A 19998-nucleotide genomic window follows, 5' to 3' on the forward strand; every position below is an offset into this window, starting at 1 on the left:
GCCCCGGGTACAGTCGTCCCGATGACCCGGCGCCTGACCCTGCTGTTCTCGGCCTTCGAGGCGCTTCTCGTGGTCGCGATCGGCGTCGCCATCCCCCTGGTGCCGCTGACGATCGTCTGGGCCGCGCAGTTCGGCTTCGCCCCCGACTGGGCGATCTTCTGGCGCGGGGCGGTCGACATCTGGCTGATCGGGCACGGCGTCGACGTCACCTTCACGCTCGATCCGGCCACGGCGGCCGCCCTGCAGATCGCCGGCGCGGGTGCTCCCGTCAAGATCACGATCGCGCTGCTCGGCTTCGCGCTGCTGACGCTGCTGCTCGGCGTGCGCGCGGGGGAGCGAGTCGCCGAGACCGGTCATCGGGCGCTCGGGGAGCTCGCGACGCTGGGCGTCTTCGCCGCGGCATCCCTGGCCGTCACGCTCACCGCGGTCAACTCGTCCGCGCGACCGTCGATCTGGCAGGGCGCGCTGCTGCCCACCCTCGTCTTCGGTGTGGGTCTGTTCGTCGGCGTGCTGCGCGAGGGGCGAGAGCGAGGCCCGGATGCCGCCGGCAGTTCGCTGCGCGACTGGATCGACGACTGGCGTCCGGCCGTGCGTGCAGCCGTGGGCGGAGCCCTGCGCGCGGGCACCGCGGCGGTCGCCCTCACGATCCTGGTCAGCGCCGTCGCCGTCTCGCTGCTCATCGCGGTCGACTACGCGCAGATCGTGCGGCTCTACGAGTCGTTGCACACCGGCGTCGTCGGAGGGCTCGCCCTCACCGCCGGGCAGCTGGCCTTCGTGCCGAACCTGGTGATCTGGGCCGCCTCCTGGTTCGTCGGCCCCGGCTTCGCGATCGGCGCGGGGTCGCATGTGTCTCCGCTCGGCACGGCGCTCGGGCCCATGCCCGCCATCCCGCTGCTCGGCGCCCTGCCGACCGGCGACCTCGCCTTCGGATTCGCCGGGCTGCTGGTGCCGGTCGTCGCGGGCTTCCTGGCCGGGGCGGCGGTGCGGCCGATCGTCGTTCGGGCCCTCGACGACGCCGACGCCTCCCACGGGGTCGCCTTCCTGGTGACCGCGCTCGGCGGCGGGCTGGCCGGCGGCGCGCTGCTCGGGCTGCTGTCGGCGGCCTCGGCCGGGGCGGCGGGGCCGGGACGGTTCCAGCAGGTCGGACCGGATCCCTGGGCGGTCGGAATCGCGGCGGGGATCGAGTTCGCGGTGGCGATCGGGATCGGACTGGCCGCGTCATCCCGCATGCCGCGGCGTCGCTAGGCTGGGCCCGTGCTCCGGTTGGTCGTGTTGATCTCGGGCGGCGGCTCCAACCTGCGGGCCCTCCTCGATGCCTCGGACGACGCCGAGTTCCCGGCTCGGGTCGTCGCGATCGGAGCCGACCGTGACGCGGAGGGGCTCGCGCACGCCGAGGAGTTCGGCATCCCGAGCTTCGTGGTTCCGTTCAACGCCTTCGACAGCCGCGAGGCCTGGGGGGACGAGCTGGTCGACCAGCTGCGGCAGTGGCAGGCCGACCTGGTCATCCTCTCCGGCTTCATGAGACTGTTGCCGCCGCGCGCGGTGGAGGCGCTGAGTCCCGCGCTGCTGAACACGCATCCGGCCTATCTGCCCGAGTTCCCGGGTGCTCACGCCGTGCGCGACGCCCTCGCGGCGGGGGTAGCGCAGACGGGCGCGAGCGTCATCATCGTGGATCACGGCGTCGACTCGGGCCCGATCGTCGCCCAGCGGCGGGTGCCCGTGTTGCCCGGCGACACCGAGGGGCGCCTGCACGACCGCATCAAACTCGTGGAACGCGAGCTGCTCGTCGACGTCGTGCTCGACATCGCGAACGGGCAGCTCGACCTCACCACGCTCGCCTGACGCCCCCGCCGCGTGCCCGCCCCGTGCCGCGTCGGGCTTCGTCGTGTTGCGTCCCCGTCTCGCCCGAGGACCGTCCGCCCTCGTCTCGCGCGCGTGCCCATGCCCTCGCCCCGGAGCGCCGAGACTCCCCGAATCGACCTTCCGCGGCATCCGAAGGTCGATTCGGGGAGTCTCGGCGACAACGAGACGGAACGGAACGAGACGGAACGAGACGGGAGGAGACGGGAGGAGACGGGGAGGGGAGGCGGAGGAGGCGGAGGGATGAGGCGGTAAACTGATTCGGTCGCGACTGGCGTTGAGATGGGTGACCATCGGGGAGCGACGGGTTCGTCACGAACCGATCGTTTCGGCCGTTCGCCTGGGCTGAACCGGATGCCCTGTCCGGTCGTACCCAGAAGGAGCAGTTCATGTCCGGTCCATCCATCGATCCCGCCGCCTACCGCCCGCGCGATCTCGTCCCGATCCGCCGAGCCCTCGTCTCGGTGAGCGACAAGTCGGGGCTCATCGACCTCGCCGCCGCCCTGACCGCTGCCGGCGTCGAGATCGTGTCGACCGGCTCGACCGCCGCCGCGATCGCCGCCGCCGGACATCCGGTGACCCAGGTCGGTGACCTCACCGGCTACCCCGAGTCGCTCGACGGCCGGGTGCGCACCCTGCATCCGCTCGTGCACTCCGGCCTTCTCGCCGACCTGCGGCTCGAGTCGCACGAGGCCGAGCTCGCCGCGCAGGGCATCGCGCCGTTCGAGCTGCTGGTGAGCAACCTCTATCCCTTCGCCGCCACCGTCGCCTCGGGCGCCGAACCGGATGCCGTGGTCGAGCAGATCGACATCGGCGGCCCCGCCATGGTGCGCGCCGCCGCCAAGAACCATGCCAACGTGGCGGTCGTCACGAGCCCCGCCGGGTACGGCGACATCATCGACGCGCTCCTCGCCGGCGGCACCACTCTGCTGCAACGCCGCGAGCTGGCGCGCGAGGCCTTCCGGCACACGGCGCGCTACGACGTCGCGGTCGCGAGCTGGATCGGCAACGTGCTCGCGCCCGACGACGAGGGCTCGGGCTTTCCGGGCTGGGTCGGCGCCACCTGGGACCGCGTCACCCCGCTGCGCTACGGCGAGAACTCGCACCAGCGCGCCGCCCTCTACGGCACTCCCGGCGCAGCGGGCATCGCCCAGGCCGCCCAGCTCGGCGGCAAGGAGATGTCGTACAACAACTACGTCGACGCGGATGCCGCCCTCCGCGCCGCCTACGACCACCACACTCCGACCGTGGCGATCATCAAGCACGCCAACCCCTGCGGCATCGCGACCGCCGACACGATCGCCGCCGCCCACGCCGCCGCGCACGCCTGCGATCCGGTGTCGGCCTACGGCGGGGTGATCGCGGCGAACCGCCCGATCACGAAGGAGGCGGCCGAGTCGATCGCGCCGATCTTCACCGAGGTGGTCATCGCCCCGGGATTCGAGCCGGAGGCGCTCGCGATCCTGCAGGCGAAGAAGAACCTGCGCCTGCTGCAACTGCCCGAGGGCTATGCGCGGGGCGAGACGGAGCTTCGGCAGATCTCGGGTGGCATCCTGTTGCAGCAGGCCGACACGCAGTTCGAGCGCCCGCTGCAGTGGAAGCTCGTCGCCGGTGAGCCCGCCGACGCCGCGACCCTCGCCGACCTGAGCTTCGCCTGGATCGCCTGCCGCGCCGTGAAGTCGAACGCGATCCTGCTCGCCAAGAACGGCGCGAGCGTCGGGGTCGGCATGGGTCAGGTGAACCGGGTGGACTCGTGCAGACTCGCCGTCGAACGCGCCGGCGATCGCGCGGCCGGCAGCGTGGCGGCGTCGGACGCGTTCTTCCCCTTCGCCGACGGCGCGCGCATCCTGATGGAGGCCGGGGTCACCGCGATCGTGCAGCCCGGCGGCTCGATCCGTGACGACGAGGTGATCGCGGCCGCGAAGGAGCTCGGCGTGACGATGTACTTCACGGGGGAGCGCCACTTCTTCCACTGAGTTCACTGAGTCCACTGAGTCCACTGAGTCCGCTGAGCCCCCTGACACCCTCGGCGGCCCCGCCCATTGCCTGCGGGTCCCGGTGCTGCCAGGATTCCGGGCATGAGACGGGCACGGATCGGGCTGCCCCTGCTGCTGCTGCTTGCGGCGGCCGGGCTGCTCGCGGGGTGCGCGTTGCTCCCGGCGTCTCACGACGGCGCGACCCCGTCGACGAGTCCACCCGTTCCGATCACGCCGCATACCGGATACCCGGCTCCGACGCCCCCGCATCCCGGATCGGGCATCGTTCCGCCGTGCACCCTCGACCAGCTGAGCATCAGCTACTCGCCGACCGACAACACGGCGGGGCATGCCCACGGGGTGCTGACCTTCGCCAACACGGGGTCGTCGGAGTGCGAGCTGACCGGCTATGCGACCGTCGTGTTCGGCGGCCCGGACGGGCACCAGGCGATGGGTCTGCCGTCGACGCACGACGCCTCGCATCCGACGACCGCCGCGGTGGCGAGCGTCGGCGGCTTCTCGACCGCCGACCTCACGATCACCCGCGCGAGCAACGTGCAGAGTTGCACGGTCGTTACGGTGACGGTGCTGCTCGTGACCCCGCCGGGGCTCGACCACGAGCGGGTCGTGCCAATCCCGGCCACCGAGGCCTGCGACGACACCGACATCGGCCTGCTCTCGGTGAGCGCGAACTACATCCCGCCGGGAAGTTGATCGATCCTTGCGTCGCCGCACGACGGTGGCCTAGGCTGGAGGGCTCTCCGGTGGTCGCCGGGGCACACGCGAACTCGGGGAGGCCTGCCATGAAGACGTCTGGGATCACACGGATGACCACGCCGTCGCTGCGCACCGTCGGCGCCTTCCCCGCGCGACCGTAGCGGCACCGCCCGCTCGCACGACCCACGGCGACGGCCGCACCATCGGCCGGTCGCAGCACCCTCGCCACCACAGAACCGCTCAGGATCGCGTTCGCGCGCGTCCGCCGACTCCGGAAGAGTCATGTCTCCATCGACCACGTCCCCCGTCCGCCCTCACGTCCGCGGTACCGCGCGCACCATCCTGCGGATCCTCCCGTGGGTGCGCCCGGCCCTGCCGCGCATCTTCCTCGGGATGGGCGCCGCGCTCGCCGCGGGCCTCGTCTCGCTCGCGATCCCGGTCGTGCTGCAGAGCCTCGTCGACGGTCCGCTGTCGAGCGGTGACGGCGGCCAGATCTGGCCCGCCGCCGTCATCGTGCTCGTGCTGGGCGCCCTCGAGGCGGCCTTCATCGCGGCACGACGCTGGTTCGTGCTGACCCCTGGGACCCACGTCGAGGCCGCTATGCGCAACTCGCTGTACGCGAAGCTGCAAGACCTGCCGGTCGCGTTCCACGACCGCTGGCAGAGCGGTCAGCTGCTGTCGCGGGCGATGAGCGACCTCGGCCTGATCCGGCGCTGGCTGGCCTTCGGCATCGTGCTGCTCGTGGTCAACCTCGCCACGATCCTGGTCGGATTCGTGGTGCTGTTCTTCTGGAGCTGGCAGCTCGGCCTGGTCTTCCTACTCTGCTCGATCCCGCTGTGGATCTACGGCTACGTGTTCGAGCAGAAGTACTCGGTCGTCGCCCGGCGCTCGCAGGACCAGCAGGGCGATCTGGCGACGGCCGTCGAGGAGTCGGTGCACGGCATCCGGGTGCTCAAGGCATTTGGCCGCGGCAAGTACTCGCTCGAGAAGTTCACCCGGCAGGCCGAAGACCTGCGCGGCACCGAGATCGAGAAGGCCCAAGCGATCGCCGGAATCTGGCTCTGGCTGCTGCTGGTGCCCGATGTGGCCTTCGCCCTGTGCTTGCTCGGCGGGGTCTGGCTCGCGTCGACCGGTTCGCTCACGGTCGGGCAGCTCTTCGCCTTCTTCGCGACCGCGACCGTGCTGCGCTTCCCCATCGAGTCGATCGGATTCCTGCTGTCGATGACCTTCGACACCCGCACCGCGATCGACCGGCTGTTCGAGGTGCTCGACGAGCCGAACCCGATCACCGATCCGGAGCATCCGCAGACGATCGCCCAGCCGAGCGGCCGCCTGGTCTTCGAGGGCGCGCACTTCCGCTATCAGGACTCGCCCGCCCAGTTCCCCGACCTGCTCGATGGGATCGACCTCGAGCTCGAGCCGGGCGAGACGATGGCGCTCGTCGGTCTGACCGGATCGGGCAAGACGACCCTGACCGCGCTGGCCACCCGGCTCTACGACGTGACGGGCGGTGCGGTCACCCTCGACGGGGTCGACGTCCGCGCGCTGAGCCGTGAGGAGCTGCGCCGGCACATCGCCATGGCGTTCGAGGACGCCACCCTGTTCTCGGCGTCGGTGCGCGACAACGTGCTGCTGGGCCGCCCCGAACTCGCCGACGGCGGGCCCGAGGCCGACCGCGTGCTCGCCGAAGCCCTCGAGATCGCGCAGGCCGACTTCGTGGCCGAGCTGCCGAACGGGGCCGACACCCGGGTCGGCGAAGAGGGCCTCAGCCTCTCGGGGGGCCAGCGCCAGCGTCTCGCCCTGGCCCGGGCGATCGCCGCCCGGCCGGCCGTGCTCGTGCTCGACGATCCGCTGTCGGCGCTCGACGTCGACACCGAGGCGCGCGTCGAGGCGGGTCTGCGCCGGGTGCTCGCGACCACGACCGCCCTCGTGGTCGCCCATCGGCCATCGACCGTCATGCTCGCCGACCGGGTCGCTCTGCTCGAGAACGGCCGGGTCACGGCGGTCGGCCGGCACTCCGAGTTGCTCGCGAGCAACGACCACTACCGCTTCGTCATCTCGTCGTTCGATGACGACAACACCGAGATCGAGGTCAACGCATGACGAACACCGCCCTCACCGGAGTCGAAGGCGAAGAGCGCAGCGAGTACTCGCGGGAAGAGAGTCGTGCGATCCGTGCGCGCTCGCTGCGTCTGCTCGCGTCGCTGCTGCGCCCGCTGCGCGGCCGGGTCGCGCTCGCCCTCGGGGTGATCGTGATCAGCACCGCCCTGCAGGTCGCCGGGCCGACCCTGATCGCGATCGGCATCGACCAGGGGCTCCCCGCCCTGATGAAGCACCAGGACTGGATGCCGATCAGCCTGGTCGTCGGCGCGTATCTGGTCGCGGGCATCGTCGGCGCCGTGTTGATCGCGCAGTTCACGATCCTGTCGGCCCGGATCACCCAGGCGATCCTGATCGACCTGCGCAAGCGGGTGTTCCTGCACGCCCAGCGGCTGAGCCTCGAGTTCCACGAGAGTTACACCTCGGGCCGGATCATCGCGCGGCAGACCAGCGACCTCGAGTCGATCCGCGAGCTGCTCGACTCGGGCATCAACGGGCTCGTGCGCGGCATCCTCTACATGGTCTTCATCGCGATCGCCCTGGTCGTGCTCGATCCGTGGAGCGCGCTCGTGCTGGCCGTCGCCCTCGTGCCGTTGTTCCTGCTGACCCGCTGGTTCCAGAAGCGCTCGCAGACGATGTTCCGCGCGACGCGCGTGTTCTCGGCCCGCCTGATCGTGCACTTCGTCGAGACCATGACCGGCATCCGGGCCGTGAAGGCCTTCCGCAAGGAGGAGAGGAACGAGAAGGAGTTCGGCGACATCGTCGAGGACTACCGCAACGCGAACGCGCGGGTGATCCAGCTGTTCGGGATCTTCGACCCGGGGCTCATCCTGATCGGCAACGTGACCGTGGCCGTCGTGCTGCTCGTGGGCGGCTTCCGCGTTCTGGGCGGCGGGCTCGAGATCGGGGCCCTGCTCGCGGTCGTGCTGTACACCCGGCGGTTCTTCGACCCGATGGAGGAGATGGCGACCTTCTACAACTCCTACCAGTCCGCTGCGGCCGCGCTCGAGAAGATCTCGGGCGTGCTCGAGGAGGAGCCGAGCGTGGCCGATCCCGGTCAGCCGGTCGACCTGTGGCAGGCGCGCGGCGAGGTGGAGTTCGCCGACGTGCGCTTCGCGTACCACGACGACCGGGTGGTGCTGCCCGACTTCGAGCTGCACATCCCGGCCGGTCAGACCGTCGCCCTGGTGGGGTCGACGGGCGCCGGCAAGTCGACGCTCGCCAAGCTCATGGCGCGGTTCTACGACCCGACTGCGGGGGCGGTGCTGCTCGACGGGATCGACCTGCGGCGGCTGCACCCGAAGGATCTGCGGCGGGCGATCGTGATGGTCACCCAGGAGGCGTACTTGTTCAGCGGCTCGGTGGCCGAGAACATCGCGCTCGGCAAGCCGGAGGCGAGCTTCGACGAGATCCGCTCCGCCGCGCAGGCGGTGGGTGCGCATCCGTTCATCATGGCGTTGCCCGACGGTTACGACACCGATGTGAACAAGCGCGGCGGCCGCGTCTCGGCCGGGCAGCGGCAGCTGCTGTCGTTCGCGCGGGCCTTCCTCGCCGACCCGGCGGTGCTGATCCTCGACGAGGCGACCGCCTCGCTCGACGTCCCGAGCGAGCGGCTCGTGCAGCAGGGGCTCACCACCCTGCTCTCGGATCGCACGGCCGTGATCATCGCCCATCGCCTTTCGACCGTGGCGATCGCCGATCGGGTGCTCGTGATGGAGCACGGGCGCATCGTCGAAGACGGGACCCCCGCCGACCTCATCGAGGGAACGGGTCGTTTCGCCAAGCTGCACGCCGCCTGGCGCGACAGCCTCGTCTAGTGCGCCGCCGCCTCTGCGGCGCACCCGCTCCGCGCGGCGTGCACGCCGTCGCGCTTTGCTGGCTCGTCTAGTGCGCCGCCGCCTCTGCGGCGCACCCGCTCCGCGCGGCGTGCACGCCGCCTCCAGCGCACGTGCGCCGCGGGAGCGGCGGCGCACCGAAAAGACGGTGGGTGGGACCCCCGGTAACCAGCCGAGAGGTCCCACCCGTTGTCGTACCGAGCGGACGGGGATCAGGAACCGCCGCTCGCATGCAACTCCACGATCAAAGCACCACGTCGCCATCTCGACCACGGTGGGACCCGGGTGAATCGCGGGTGATCTCGTGTTCGAGTCCGAGCGAGCGGGCGGCGCGGATCGCCTCCTCGCGGGTGCTGACGCCCAGCTTGCTGTAGAGGTTGCGCAGGTGGGTCTTGACCGTGTTGGGCGAGATGTACAGCTCGGCGGCGATGGCCGCCACCGTCAGGCCGCGTTGGACGTGCGCCAGCACGTGCCGCTCGCGCTCGCTGAGAGCGGCGATCTCGCGCTGCGGCCCCGAGGTGCGTTCGACGATCTCGACGATCAATCCGGCCGCGGCGTCACGATGGGGTCGAGCCGCCGCGCGCTGAGCGATCGCCGCCAACGATGAGGCGGGAATCCGGCCGAGCGGTGCTCGCGATCCGGTGCGCGCCATGCTGACGAAGGCGCGATCGGCGTTGACGTCCGAGGTGACCAGGTTGCCGCGTTCCAGCTCGATCGCGGCACGCAGCAGCTGGATGTCGGCCAGCGTGCGAGCGCAGTGCTCGTATCCCAGGCGCTCGCAGTCGCGGATCGCGGCCTCCGCACCGTGCAGATCGCCGTGCCTCAGCCGCAGCTGGGCCACGAGCCGGCCGGGGCAGAGGGGGTGGGTGGCTCGCGGCGCGACCTTCCGCAGAACGGTCCATGCCTCGTCACCCTGATCGAGCGAGATCAGCAGGCCGGCTCGGATGAGTTCGCCGATCTCGAGTCCGACCCCTTTCTCGTCCCACCCGGCGAGCCGGCGACCCGCCTGGTTGAGCAGGTCGAGGGCCTCGATCGGGCGCTCTTGCAGTGCGCGCAGAGTCGCCGAGGCCATGAGAGCGATCGGCTCGAACTCGGTCGACGACGACGCCGTCCTGACCGCGTCGTCGAGCAGTTCGGCTCTCTCGGAGTCACCTCGCTCGCAGGCGAGCGCCATGGCGGCGATGAGCGCGGGGGCGCCGTAGCCCGTGCGCAACAGCTCCGTGCCCTCGGCGATCGTCCTGGCGTGCTGCGTGTGGGATTCTGCTCCGTCGAAGTCGCCGCCGATCAGGTCGAGCAGGGCGAGTGCGCCGAGGCATTCGACGTGCTCGGCGCGCACGAGATGCGTCGGCGCCAACCCGTTGGCGTATTCGAGACGCCGTCGCGCCTGGTCGAACTCGCCCGAGTGCAGCAGCAGCATCCCGTCCTCGAGGGCCCATTGGGCGTCGAGGGTGACCCGCAGCGGGAGGGCTGCCAGGCTCGCGTCGATGAGTCGGCGCGCAATCTCGGACTTCGCCCGGGCGCTGCCGAGCTGGCCGAGGGCGCGCAGCGCTGCGGTGTGCCCGACCAGCACCGCGGCGAGGCAGTGGTCGGGTGCATCCGGCGTGGCGGCGATCGCGACCTCCGCGGCACGGTAATAGCCGAGGGCGGACTCGCCTCGGGGGGCCCCCGCTCCTCGGTAGCTGGTGCCCATCGCGGCGGCGATCCAGGGATCGTCGTGCCAGATCTCGAACGGCAGCCCGCCGATCAGCCGGCGGAACTCCGACCCGTGCTCGGTCGCGATACTGCGTCCGACCCGCCGGATCTCGGACAGCACCCGGTCGGTGTCGCCGCGCGCGACCGACGCCAGGACCGAGTCGCGGAACGATTCGAAGTCGGGTGGATCAAGCACGTCGGGTCTCCTGGGAGCGGCGGGACGATCGACTTCGATCTGCCCGGTGCATGCGCGGATGGTGCAGAGGGATGATGCTGCCGGACGACGGCTCCCAGAACGCCGCAGCCGGTGAGGTTGCAATTGGTACATGGTAGGGGGCCCGGTCCCAGACGTCCACCGAAAGGAGGACGCGCGCACCCGCTACGGGGGACAGAGCTCCCCATGAGGGGTACGTTAGCAGACCGGGGTGAGGGGGCCTACGAGGCCGTGCGGCGGGGATAAGCTCGCCGGGTGAGCATGCGCGGCGGTGGAGGTGGCCGCGGCGGGGGAGGCCGGGTCAGCAGCGGAGACATCTCCGCGCAGAAGGCGGCGAACGCCGAGGCGCCCCGGATCCCGAACCTGCTCTCGCGCATCGGGGAGCTGTTCCGTCCCTACCGGGGGCAGCTGATCGTGACGATCGCGCTCGTGCTGGTCAGCGCCGGCATCAGCGTCATCCCTCCGCTGCTGACCCAGCAGGCCTTCGACCGCGGTCTCTTCCCGCCCGGTGGCGCCCGCCCCGACGTGCCGGTGCTGCTCGCCCTGGTCGGCACGATGGTGCTGCTCTGGCTCGCGTCGGCGGGAATCGGCGTCGGGCAGACCTACCTGACCGCCCGGGTCGGCAACAGCGTCATGGGGGAGCTGCGCATCCGCCTGTTCTCGCATCTGCAGGCCATGGAGCTGGGATTCTTCACGCGCACCAAGACCGGCGTGATCCAGTCGCGGCTGCAGAACGACGTCGGCGGGGTCGCCGGGGTGTTGAGCAACACCATCTCGAGCGTCGTCGGCAACACGGTGACCGTGATCGCGGCGTTCGTGGCCATGCTCGTGCTCAGTTGGCAGATGACGATCGTCGCGGTCGTGCTGCTGCCCGTGCTGGTCATCGCGCAGCGCCGGGTCGGGCAGGTGCGCGCGCGTATCGCCACCAAGACCCAGGAGTCCCTGTCGGAGATGACGGCGATCACGCAGGAGACGCTGAGCGTCTCGGGCATCCTGCTCGCCAAGAGCTTCAACCAGCAGAACGCCGAGATCGGTCGTTACGAGGCCGAGAACCGCAATCAGATCTCGCTGCAGATCCGGCAGCAGATGAGCGGCCAGTGGTTCTTCGCGATCGTCAGCGTGTTCCTGTCGGTGATCCCGGCGGTGATCTACCTCGTCGCCGCCTGGCTGATCTTCCACGACGTGCCCGTCTCGGCCGGAACCATCGTCGCCTTCACGACCGTGCAGGCGCGACTGCTGTTCCCGCTCATGGGACTGCTGCGGGTCGCGCTCGATCTGCAGACCTCGCAGGCGCTGTTCGCTCGCATCTTCGAGTACCTCGACCTCGTGCCGCGCATCGCCGATGCCCCGGATGCCCGCCCGGTCAGGTCGAGGGAGCTCGGCCGGGTGCGCTTCGACGAGGTGGTGTTCCGCTATCCGGATGCGCCGCCCGACTCCCCGGCGACGCTCAAGGGGATCAGTTTCGAGATCGAACCCGGCCAGTACGCCGCGTTCGTCGGGCCGTCCGGGGCGGGCAAGACGACGGTGTCATACCTCGTTCCGCGGCTGCACGACGTGAGCAGCGGAGCGGTGCTGTTCGCCGAGGACGACGTGCGCGAGCTGCGGCACGAGTCGCTCATCGGGGCGATCGGCATCGTGAGCCAGGAGACCTACCTGTTCCACGCGACCATCGCCGAGAACCTCCGCTACGCCAAGCCGGGGGCAAGCGACGACGAGCTGATCGCGGCGGCGAAGTCGGCCAACATCCACGACACGATCGTGTCGTTCCCCGATGGCTACGACACCGTCGTCGGCGAACGCGGCTATCGGCTGAGCGGCGGCGAGAAGCAGCGCGTCGCCATCGCGCGGGTGCTGCTCAAGGATCCGGCCGTGCTGATCCTCGACGAGGCGACGAGCGCGCTCGACACCGTCTCGGAGCGCCTGGTGCAGCGCGCCCTCGATCGCGCCGCGCGCGGACGCACCACGATCGCCATCGCGCACCGGCTCTCGACCGTGGTCGCCGCCGACGTGATCTTCGTGGTCGAGGCGGGCCGCATCGTCGAGCGCGGCACGCACGCCGAACTGCTCAGGAACGACGGCGTGTACTCCAAGCTCTTCGCCGAGCAGCTCGCGGCGGCCGCGATCCCCGAGTTCGGCGACTGATCGCGCGCGGCTCGGTGCCGTCGCCGCGCCCGCGTAACACGCAGCACCCCGCGGCTAGGCTCGAAGCATGGACTACGCCGAGACCGTGCTCGACCTCATCGGCAACACCCCGCTCGTGCGGCTGAACCGGGTGACCGAGGGCATCCAGGCCACCGTTCTGGCCAAGATCGAGTACCTCAACCCGGGCGGCTCGTCGAAGGACAGGATCGCGGTGCGGATCATCGACGCCGCAGAGCGCGAGGGCAAGCTCAAGCCCGGCGGCACGATCGTCGAGCCCACGAGCGGCAACACGGGGATCGGGCTCGCGCTCGTCGCGCAGCAGCGCGGCTACCGGTGCGTCTTCGTCTGCCCCGACAAGGTCAGCGAAGACAAGCGCAACACCCTGGTCGCCTACGGCGCCGAGGTCGTGGTGTGCCCGACCGCGGTCGCCCCCGACAGCCCGGAGTCGTACTACAGCGTGAGCGACCGCCTGGCGCGCGAGATCCCCGGGGCCTTCAAGCCCGATCAGTACTCCAACCCGAACGGACCGCTCAGCCACTACGAGACGACCGGTCCCGAGATCTGGCGCGACACCGACGGGCTGCTGACGCACTTCGTCGCGGGCGTGGGAACCGGCGGCACGATCAGCGGGGTCGGCCGATACCTCAAGGAGGTGTCGAACGGCGCCGTGCGCGTCATCGGCGCCGACCCCGAGGGCTCGGTCTACTCCGGCGGAACCGGCCGACCGTATCTCGTGGAGGGCGTCGGCGAGGACTTCTGGCCCACCGCGTACGACCCCTCGGTGGTCGACGAGATCGTCGCGTCGTCCGATGCGGAGTCGTTCGACCTGACCCGGCGCCTGGCGCGGGAGGAGGGGCTGCTGGTCGGAGGCTCGAGCGGGATGGCCGTGGCATCCGCTCTCAAGGTCGCCCGCGAGCTCGGGCCCGAGGACGTCATGGTCGTGCTGCTGCCCGACGGCGGCCGCGGCTATCTCGGCAAGATCTTCAACGACCGCTGGATGCGCAGCTACGGCTTCCTGCCCGCCGACGAGGGCAAGACGGTCGGTGACATCGTCGGCAGCAAGGGCGGCCAACTGCCCGAGTTGGTGCACGCCCACCCCAGCGACACGGTGCGCGACGTGATCGGCATCTTCCAGGAGTTCGACGTCTCGCAGGTTCCCGTGCTGAGCGCCGAGCCGCCCGTCGTGATGGGCGAGGTGGTCGGCTCGATCGACGAGCGCAGCCTCGTGGATGCCGTGTTCAGCGGGCGGGCGTCGCTCACCGATCCGGTGTCGGGATTGATCGGGCCCCCATTCGCGTTGATCGGGATGCACGAGTCGGTCGAGTCGGCGCGCGAACAGCTCGCGACCGCCGATGCTCTCATGGTGACGAACGACGGCAAACCCGCCGCCGTGCTGACCCGGCACGACCTGCTCACCTTCCTCAACAGCTAGAAAGCCGACATGACCCAGCCCGACCGTCCCACCGCCTTCTCGACGACCGCCATCCACGCCGGGCAGGAGTTAGACCCCACGACGGGCGCGGTCATCCCGCCCGTCTACTTCACCACCACCTTCGTGCAGGACGGCATCGGCGGCTTCCGCAACGGATACGAGTACGCCCGCGGCGGCAACCCGACGCGCACCGCGCTCGAGACCCTGCTCGCCGCGCTCGAGGGCGGCGACCGGGCGTTCAGCTTCGCCTCGGGCCTCGCCGCCGAAGACACCCTGCTGCGCGCGATCGTCGGCCCCAACGACCACGTGCTGATGGGCAACGACGTCTACGGCGGCTCCCACCGCCTGGTCAGCCGCGCCTTCGTGCCATGGGGAGTCTCGCTCTCGACCGTGAACATGAGCGATCCGGATGCCGTCCGCGCCGCGATCCGCCCCGCCGCGACCAAGGTGGTCTGGATCGAGACGCCGAGCAACCCGCTGATGAAGATCACCGACATCGCCGCGGTCGTCGAGATCGCCCACGCGGTCGGAGCGATCGTCGTCGTCGACAACACCTTCGCCTCGCCCTATCTGCAGCAGCCGCTGTCGCTCGGCGCCGACGTGGTGGTGCATTCCACGACCAAGTACCTCGGCGGTCACAGCGACGTGCTCGGTGGCGCCGTCATCGTCAGGAACGACACCATGGTCGGGGAGGAGCGCCTGGCCGACAAGGTCGCTTTCCTGCAGTTCGGCGTGGGGGCGGTCTCAGGGCCGATGGATGCCTGGCTCACGATCCGCGGGATCAAGACCCTGGCGCTGCGCATGGAGCGCCACTCCTCGAATGCGCAGACCATCGCCGAGAGGCTGCTCGGGCATCCCAAGGTCTCCCACGTCTACTACCCGGGGCTGCCGGATCACCCGGGTCACTCGATCGCCGCGACGCAGATGAAGGCCTTCGGCGGCATGATTTCGCTGCGACTCGCCGACGGACCCACGGCGCGCAAGTTCGCCGAGACCACGAAGCTGTTCCAGCTGGCGGAGTCGCTCGGCGGCGTCGAATCGCTCATGTGCTACCCGGCCGAGATGACCCACGCCTCGGTGCGCGGGACCTCGCTCGAGGTGCCCGAGAGCGTCGTGCGCCTGTCGGTCGGCATCGAGGGGGTCGACGACCTGCTCGCCGATCTGCTGGCGGCGCTCGACCAGGTCTAGCGAGGATCAGCGGGTCGGACGCGCTTTAGCCCTTCTAGGGGCGTGCTCTTCGCAGCGGTGGTACTTCGAGTGTGGGAACGGCGCGCAACATGAACTTGTCGAAGTCGGGGACAGTGAAGGCGGCGTAGCCGTGTTCCGGTGTGTAGAGCAGGCCCATCTCGATGAGTTCGGCCCGGGTCGGACCCAGTTGCGTCGAATCGCGACCGAGAAGTCTGGCTACGTCGGCGGCTTTCTGCGGCTCAGGACCGAGTTCGGCCATCGCTCGCATGTAGGCGGTTTGGAGAGGGGTCGCCCGCTCGAGGCGAACCCTGAAGAAGGAACTGTCTAGCTTTGCCTCATAGGCCTCGCGGGCGAGTTCGACGTCCGCTTTGGTGATGCGGTTGGCGACCCCCACCGTCCAGACTTGATAGCCGAGTTCTTGGATGAAGTACGGGTACCCACGGGTGATCTCGATCGCCAGATCGACGGCGTCGTCGTCGAAGAGTGCACCTTCGCTCATGGCAGGTTCGGTGAGGGCAGCCCGTGCGTCGTCCCCTTGAAGTGAGTCAATCTTTGGAAATTTGAAAAGGCGCTCGGCGTATGACTTTGCGTCTCCGGCGAGTTCCGCGATCTGGGGCAGACCCGCGCCGACAAAAGTCACGGGGAGGTTTCGCTGAACGGTCTTGTGGATCGATTGGATCAGCGCTTCAAGTTGTGACGCCGCGAGGAACTGGACCTCGTCGATGAGGACGACCAGCCCCCGGCTGTTCTCTTTGGCGGCTTCACCAATCGCGACCAGCACATCCGTCAGATCCATTCCGAGATCGCCGTGGTCTGCATAGCCTTCGGCCGGAGGGATGTCCCAGGAGACAGACCAGGTGCCGCGTTGGTCGACGTTGACCGCGAATGCGCTGAGCGCCTCCGCTGCGCTTCGCGCTCGAGCGGTCCACCGGGCTCGCGGAGACAACCGAAGCAGAGCAGACTTCAGCTGGGAGAACATCGTCTGTCGGAAATGGCTGTCGTCGTGCTTGCTCGCCTCGAATTCGACGACTTCCCAGTTCGCTTCGGTCGCGATTCGAACGAATCGATTGAGCAGGACGGTTTTGCCGACTCCACGCAGTCCCGTGATGATCATCGACTGTTCCGCTCGCCCGCGGTCGAGCCGCTGCAGGAGCGTCCGGAACGCCGTTGTCTGATCGTCCCGTCCGATGAGAGCTTCCGGAGACGCGCCGGCGTTGGGAGTGTACGGATTATCGATCGCGTCCATGAGATGAGTTTATGGATATTTGGGCGCTTTAGTAATTCTTGATAAAGCCGACTAATCACGAAAAGGACCAAGGCAGCTTTGCTCGGGCGGTTCTTAGGAAGCGCCAGCGCACGGCATAGGGGCGCCGTCGAGCATCGGGTCATGACCGATTCCGAGCGACTCCGGCTCGAGGTCGTGGTGCCCGTGTACAACGAGCAGGCGACCCTCGAGCGCAGCATCCGTACGCTGTACGACGCCCTGGGCGGCCTGTTCGACGAGCCCTGGCAGATCACGATCGCCGACAACGCGTCGACCGACGCGACGTCGCAGATCGCCGATCGGCTCTCGCTCGAACTGCCGAACGTGGCGGCGATCCACCTCCTGCAGAAGGGCCGAGGCCGCGCCCTCAAGCGCGCGTGGCTCGACAGCGACGCCGACGTCGTCGCCTATCTCGACGAAGACCTCTCGACCGATCTGCGGGCCCTCCCTCCGCTCGTGGCGCCCCTGCTCTCGGGGCACTCCGACCTCGCCATCGGCACCCGGCTCTCTCCCGGTTCCCGCGTCGTGCGCGGTCCCCGGCGCGAGTTCATCTCGCGCAGCTACAACCTGCTCCTGCGCCGCTACCTCGGCGTGACCTTCACCGACGCGCAGTGCGGCTTCAAGGCGATGCGCCAGGATGTCGCGAAGCTGGTGCTTCCCCACGTGCGCGACGACGGCTGGTTCTTCGACACCGAGCTGCTGGTGATCGCGGAACGGGCCGGCCTGCGCATCCACGAGGTGCCGGTCGACTGGATCGACGACTCCGACAGCTCGGTGGATATCGCGGACACCGCCATCGAAGACCTCAAGGGCATGGTGCGGGTCGGGCATTCGATCGCGACCGGACGCATCCCGCTGGAACGGATCTACGCCGAGCTCGGGCGGCATCCGCTCGCCGAACCGCGCGTGCCGAGCTTCTTCGGGCAGGTCGTCCGCTTCGGCCTGGTCGGCGTGGCGTCGACTATCGCCTTCGCCCTGCTCTACCTGCTGTTCGATCTCGCGATGCCCGGGCAGCCGGCCAACTTCTTCGCGCTGCTCGTCACGGCCGTCGCGAACACCGCGGTCAACCGGCGCTTCACCTTCGGGGTGCGAGGCCGACGCGGCGTCGTGCGCCATCAGTTCCAGGGCCTCATCGTGTTCGGCATCGCCTGGGCGATGACGAGCGGATCGCTCGCCCTGCTGCATGCCGTGCGACCGGATGCCTCGGCGCTGGCCTCGCTGCTCGTGCTCACGGCCGCCAATCTGCTCGCGACGCTCGTGCGCTTCGTGCTGCTGCGCGTCTGGGTCTTCCGCCGGCAGCGGCAACCCGCGGACGCAGGCGACGTGTCCATCCCCTTTCCCCACGACCGTGAACCCCTGACGACCCGGGAGGCCCTCATCGCCCGGCTCGGCGAGGGCTCGCAGAAGGCGAGTGCCTGATGACCTCCACGACCCTCGACCGTCCGACCCCGACCGCCCCCGGCGTGCCGAAGCCGACCGGACTCGGTGACCGACTGCGCACGGCGGGTCGCCGGCTCGTCCGCGGCCGCGCGGAGTCGGCGCGCTGGGAACGCCCCGCCCTGCTGGGACTGCTCGCCCTCGCCGCGCTGCTCTACCTCTGGGACCTCTCGTCCAGCGGCTGGGCGAACTCGTTCTACTCCGCGGCCGCCCAGGCCGGGTCGGTGAACTGGGAGGCGTTCTTCTACGGCTCCTCGGATGCCGGCAACTCGATCACGGTCGACAAGCCGCCGGCGAGCCTGTGGCTCATGGCGCTGTCGGTGCGGATCTTCGGTCTCAGCTCGTTCAGCATCCTGCTGCCCGAGGCGCTCATGGGCGTCGCGACCGTCGGGGTGCTCTACGCCACCCTGCGGCGGCGGTTCTCCGCAGGAACCGCCCTGCTGGGCGGGGCCGTGCTCGCGCTCACGCCGGTCGCGGCGCTCATGTTCCGGTTCAACAACCCCGATGCCCTGCTCGTGCTGCTGCTGAGCCTCGCCGCGTACTTCACGCTGCGCGGGGTCGAAGACGGCCGCATCCGCTGGGTGCTCTGGGCGGGTGTCATGGTCGGACTCGGCTTCCTGACCAAGCAGTTGCAGGTGTTCCTGATCCTGCCCGCGCTCGTCGGCGTCTATCTCTTGGCCTCGCCGCGCAAGCTCGGCATCCGGCTGCTGCATCTGCTCGCCGCTCTCGGCGCGCTCCTCGTCTCGGCCGGCTGGTGGGTCGCGATCGTCGAGCTGGTGCCGGCATCGATGCGCCCGTACATCGGGGGATCACAGAGCAACTCCTTCCTCGAGCTCACCTTCGGATACAACGGCTTCGGGCGTCTGACGGGCAACGAGGTCGGCAGCGTGACGGGCGGTGGCGGTGGCACGGGCGCCACGAGCATGTGGGGTTCGACCGGGTTGTTCCGGCTCTTCGAGAACGAGATCGGCGGGCAGATCACCTGGCTGCTTCCGGCCGCGCTCGTGCTGACTCTGGTCGGCTATGTGCTGCTGCGGCGCGCTCCCCGCGTCTCGGCGCAGCGCGCGACCCTCGCGGTCTTCGTCGTCTGGATGCTGGTGACGGCCCTGGCCTTCAGCTTCATGGCCGGGATCTTCCACGCCTATTACACGGTCGCGCTCGCCCCGGCAATCGCCGGCGTCGTGGCGATCGGCACCTCTTTGCTCTGGTCCCGTCGCTCGTCGCTCGCGGCCCGCATCGTCATGGCGACACTCGTGCTGGTCAGCGCGGGCTGGGCGTGGGCACTGCTGGAGCGGGCCTCGAGCTGGATGCCCGCTCTCAAGGTCGTCGTCGTCATCCTCGGGGTGATCGGCGCGGTGCTGCTGCTGCTCCCGTCCCGCACCAGGCTGCTCACGGTGCTGACGGCGTCGGTAGCCCTGACGGCCGTGCTGCTGGCCCCGACCGCGTACACGATCCAGACGGTCACCACCGGGCACTCGGGTTCGATCGTGACCGCCGGCCCGACGGTGTCGGGCGGGATGGGCGGATTCGGCGGGGGGCGCCCAGCAGGGCTCGGTGGCCAGGGTGGGCCCGGCGGCCAGACCGGGACCAACCAGCTGCCGAGCACGGGCACCCTGCCTCAGATGGGCGCCGGCACGCCGCCCACCGGGACCGCGGTGCAGGGCATGCCCGGCGGGATGGGCGGCGCGGGCGGCCTGCTCAACTCGGCGACGGTGAGCAGCACGCTCTCGGCCAAGCTGAGCTCGAGCGCCTCGTCGTTCACGTGGATCGCCGCCGCGGTGGGCTCGAACAGCGCGGCGGGCTACCAGCTCGCCACGGGGTTCGCGGTGATGCCGATCGGCGGCTTCAACGGCAGCGACCCCTCGCCGACCCTGGCCGAGTTCAAGGCCCTGGTCGCGAAGGGCGAGATCCACTGGTTCATCGGCGGCAGCATCGGAGCCTCCAATGGCGGCTCGAACGCCGCGAGCCAGATCGCCGGCTGGGTGGCCGCGAACTTCACGGCGACCACCGTCGACAACGTGACGCTCTACGACCTCAGCGCGACCTCGACCGGGTCGTAGCGCGGCGGGTGTCGGGGCGCCTGACAAGGTGGCGTGAAAGCCACGTCGAGTGGCAGGAACGGGATGTTTGTCTCGTTTCTG

The 19998-nt window shown here is 69.8% G+C and carries 13 protein-coding genes and 1 riboswitch; of the genes, 11 read left to right on the forward strand and 2 right to left on the reverse strand.

What is annotated here, in order from left to right; translation table 11 throughout:
- Positions 1-21 precede the first annotated feature (21 nt).
- From ACFPJ4_RS11470 to ACFPJ4_RS11495, 6 genes are all read left to right on the forward strand, one after another.
- The gene (locus tag ACFPJ4_RS11470; RefSeq protein ID WP_386740560.1) at positions 22-1245 is read left to right on the forward strand and encodes a cell division protein PerM; all 1224 of its coding nucleotides are present in this window, start codon (positions 22-24) and stop codon (positions 1243-1245) included.
- A gap of 9 nt (positions 1246-1254) precedes the next feature.
- Entirely contained in the window at positions 1255-1842 is a 588-nt protein-coding gene (gene purN, locus ACFPJ4_RS11475; protein WP_386740561.1) for a phosphoribosylglycinamide formyltransferase, read from the forward strand.
- 275 nt (positions 1843-2117) lie between these two features.
- A riboswitch (ZMP/ZTP riboswitch) is annotated at positions 2118-2213 on the forward strand.
- A 36-nt stretch (positions 2214-2249) separates the two neighbouring features.
- The gene (gene purH / locus ACFPJ4_RS11480) at positions 2250-3836 is read left to right on the forward strand and encodes a bifunctional phosphoribosylaminoimidazolecarboxamide formyltransferase/IMP cyclohydrolase (protein ID WP_386740562.1); all 1587 of its coding nucleotides are present in this window, start codon (positions 2250-2252) and stop codon (positions 3834-3836) included.
- Between the two features lie 102 nt (positions 3837-3938).
- Positions 3939-4550, forward strand: a complete 612-nt coding sequence (locus tag ACFPJ4_RS11485; RefSeq protein WP_386740563.1) for a DUF4232 domain-containing protein — start codon at positions 3939-3941, stop codon at positions 4548-4550.
- Between the two features lie 285 nt (positions 4551-4835).
- Positions 4836-6656 (forward strand): ABC transporter ATP-binding protein, encoded by a 1821-nt coding sequence (locus ACFPJ4_RS11490; RefSeq protein ID WP_386740564.1) that lies wholly within the window; start codon positions 4836-4838, stop codon positions 6654-6656.
- Positions 6653-8470: an ABC transporter ATP-binding protein gene (locus ACFPJ4_RS11495; protein ID WP_386740565.1), complete on the forward strand. Its 1818-nt coding sequence runs from the start codon at positions 6653-6655 to the stop codon at positions 8468-8470. The genes ACFPJ4_RS11490 and ACFPJ4_RS11495 overlap by 4 nt, the downstream gene beginning before the upstream one ends.
- A gap of 262 nt (positions 8471-8732) precedes the next feature.
- Here ACFPJ4_RS11495 and ACFPJ4_RS11500 read toward each other — a convergent pair whose 3' ends face one another.
- Positions 8733-10376 (reverse strand): LuxR C-terminal-related transcriptional regulator, encoded by a 1644-nt coding sequence (locus tag ACFPJ4_RS11500; RefSeq protein WP_386740566.1) that lies wholly within the window; start codon positions 10374-10376, stop codon positions 8733-8735.
- 279 nt (positions 10377-10655) lie between these two features.
- Between ACFPJ4_RS11500 and ACFPJ4_RS11505 the strand changes: the two genes are divergently transcribed.
- The 3 genes from ACFPJ4_RS11505 to ACFPJ4_RS11515 all read left to right on the forward strand — a co-directional run bounded on the left by ACFPJ4_RS11505 (position 10656) and on the right by ACFPJ4_RS11515 (position 15156).
- Positions 10656-12536, forward strand: a complete 1881-nt coding sequence (locus ACFPJ4_RS11505) for an ABC transporter ATP-binding protein (RefSeq protein WP_386740630.1) — start codon at positions 10656-10658, stop codon at positions 12534-12536.
- A 67-nt stretch (positions 12537-12603) separates the two neighbouring features.
- Positions 12604-13968: a cystathionine beta-synthase gene (locus tag ACFPJ4_RS11510; RefSeq protein ID WP_386740567.1), complete on the forward strand. Its 1365-nt coding sequence runs from the start codon at positions 12604-12606 to the stop codon at positions 13966-13968.
- A gap of 9 nt (positions 13969-13977) precedes the next feature.
- Positions 13978-15156 (forward strand): cystathionine gamma-synthase, encoded by a 1179-nt coding sequence (locus ACFPJ4_RS11515; protein ID WP_386740568.1) that lies wholly within the window; start codon positions 13978-13980, stop codon positions 15154-15156.
- A 34-nt stretch (positions 15157-15190) separates the two neighbouring features.
- Here ACFPJ4_RS11515 and ACFPJ4_RS11520 read toward each other — a convergent pair whose 3' ends face one another.
- Positions 15191-16402 (reverse strand): ATP-binding protein, encoded by a 1212-nt coding sequence (locus tag ACFPJ4_RS11520; RefSeq protein WP_386740569.1) that lies wholly within the window; start codon positions 16400-16402, stop codon positions 15191-15193.
- A gap of 141 nt (positions 16403-16543) precedes the next feature.
- Here ACFPJ4_RS11520 and ACFPJ4_RS11525 point away from each other — a divergent pair, with 141 nt between their 5' ends.
- Together ACFPJ4_RS11525 and ACFPJ4_RS11530 are read left to right on the forward strand one after the other, a co-directional pair.
- Complete coding sequence (locus tag ACFPJ4_RS11525; protein WP_386740570.1) at positions 16544-17839, forward strand: bifunctional glycosyltransferase family 2/GtrA family protein; 1296 nt, start codon at positions 16544-16546, stop codon at positions 17837-17839.
- Positions 17839-19917, forward strand: a complete 2079-nt coding sequence (locus ACFPJ4_RS11530; protein WP_386740571.1) for a glycosyltransferase family 39 protein — start codon at positions 17839-17841, stop codon at positions 19915-19917. The genes ACFPJ4_RS11525 and ACFPJ4_RS11530 overlap by 1 nt, the downstream gene beginning before the upstream one ends.
- The last annotated feature ends 81 nt before the right edge of the window (positions 19918-19998 follow it).

It is taken from the genome of Lysinimonas soli (genome assembly GCF_042655435.1).
GTDB classification, from domain to species: domain Bacteria; phylum Actinomycetota; class Actinomycetes; order Actinomycetales; family Microbacteriaceae; genus Lysinimonas; species Lysinimonas soli.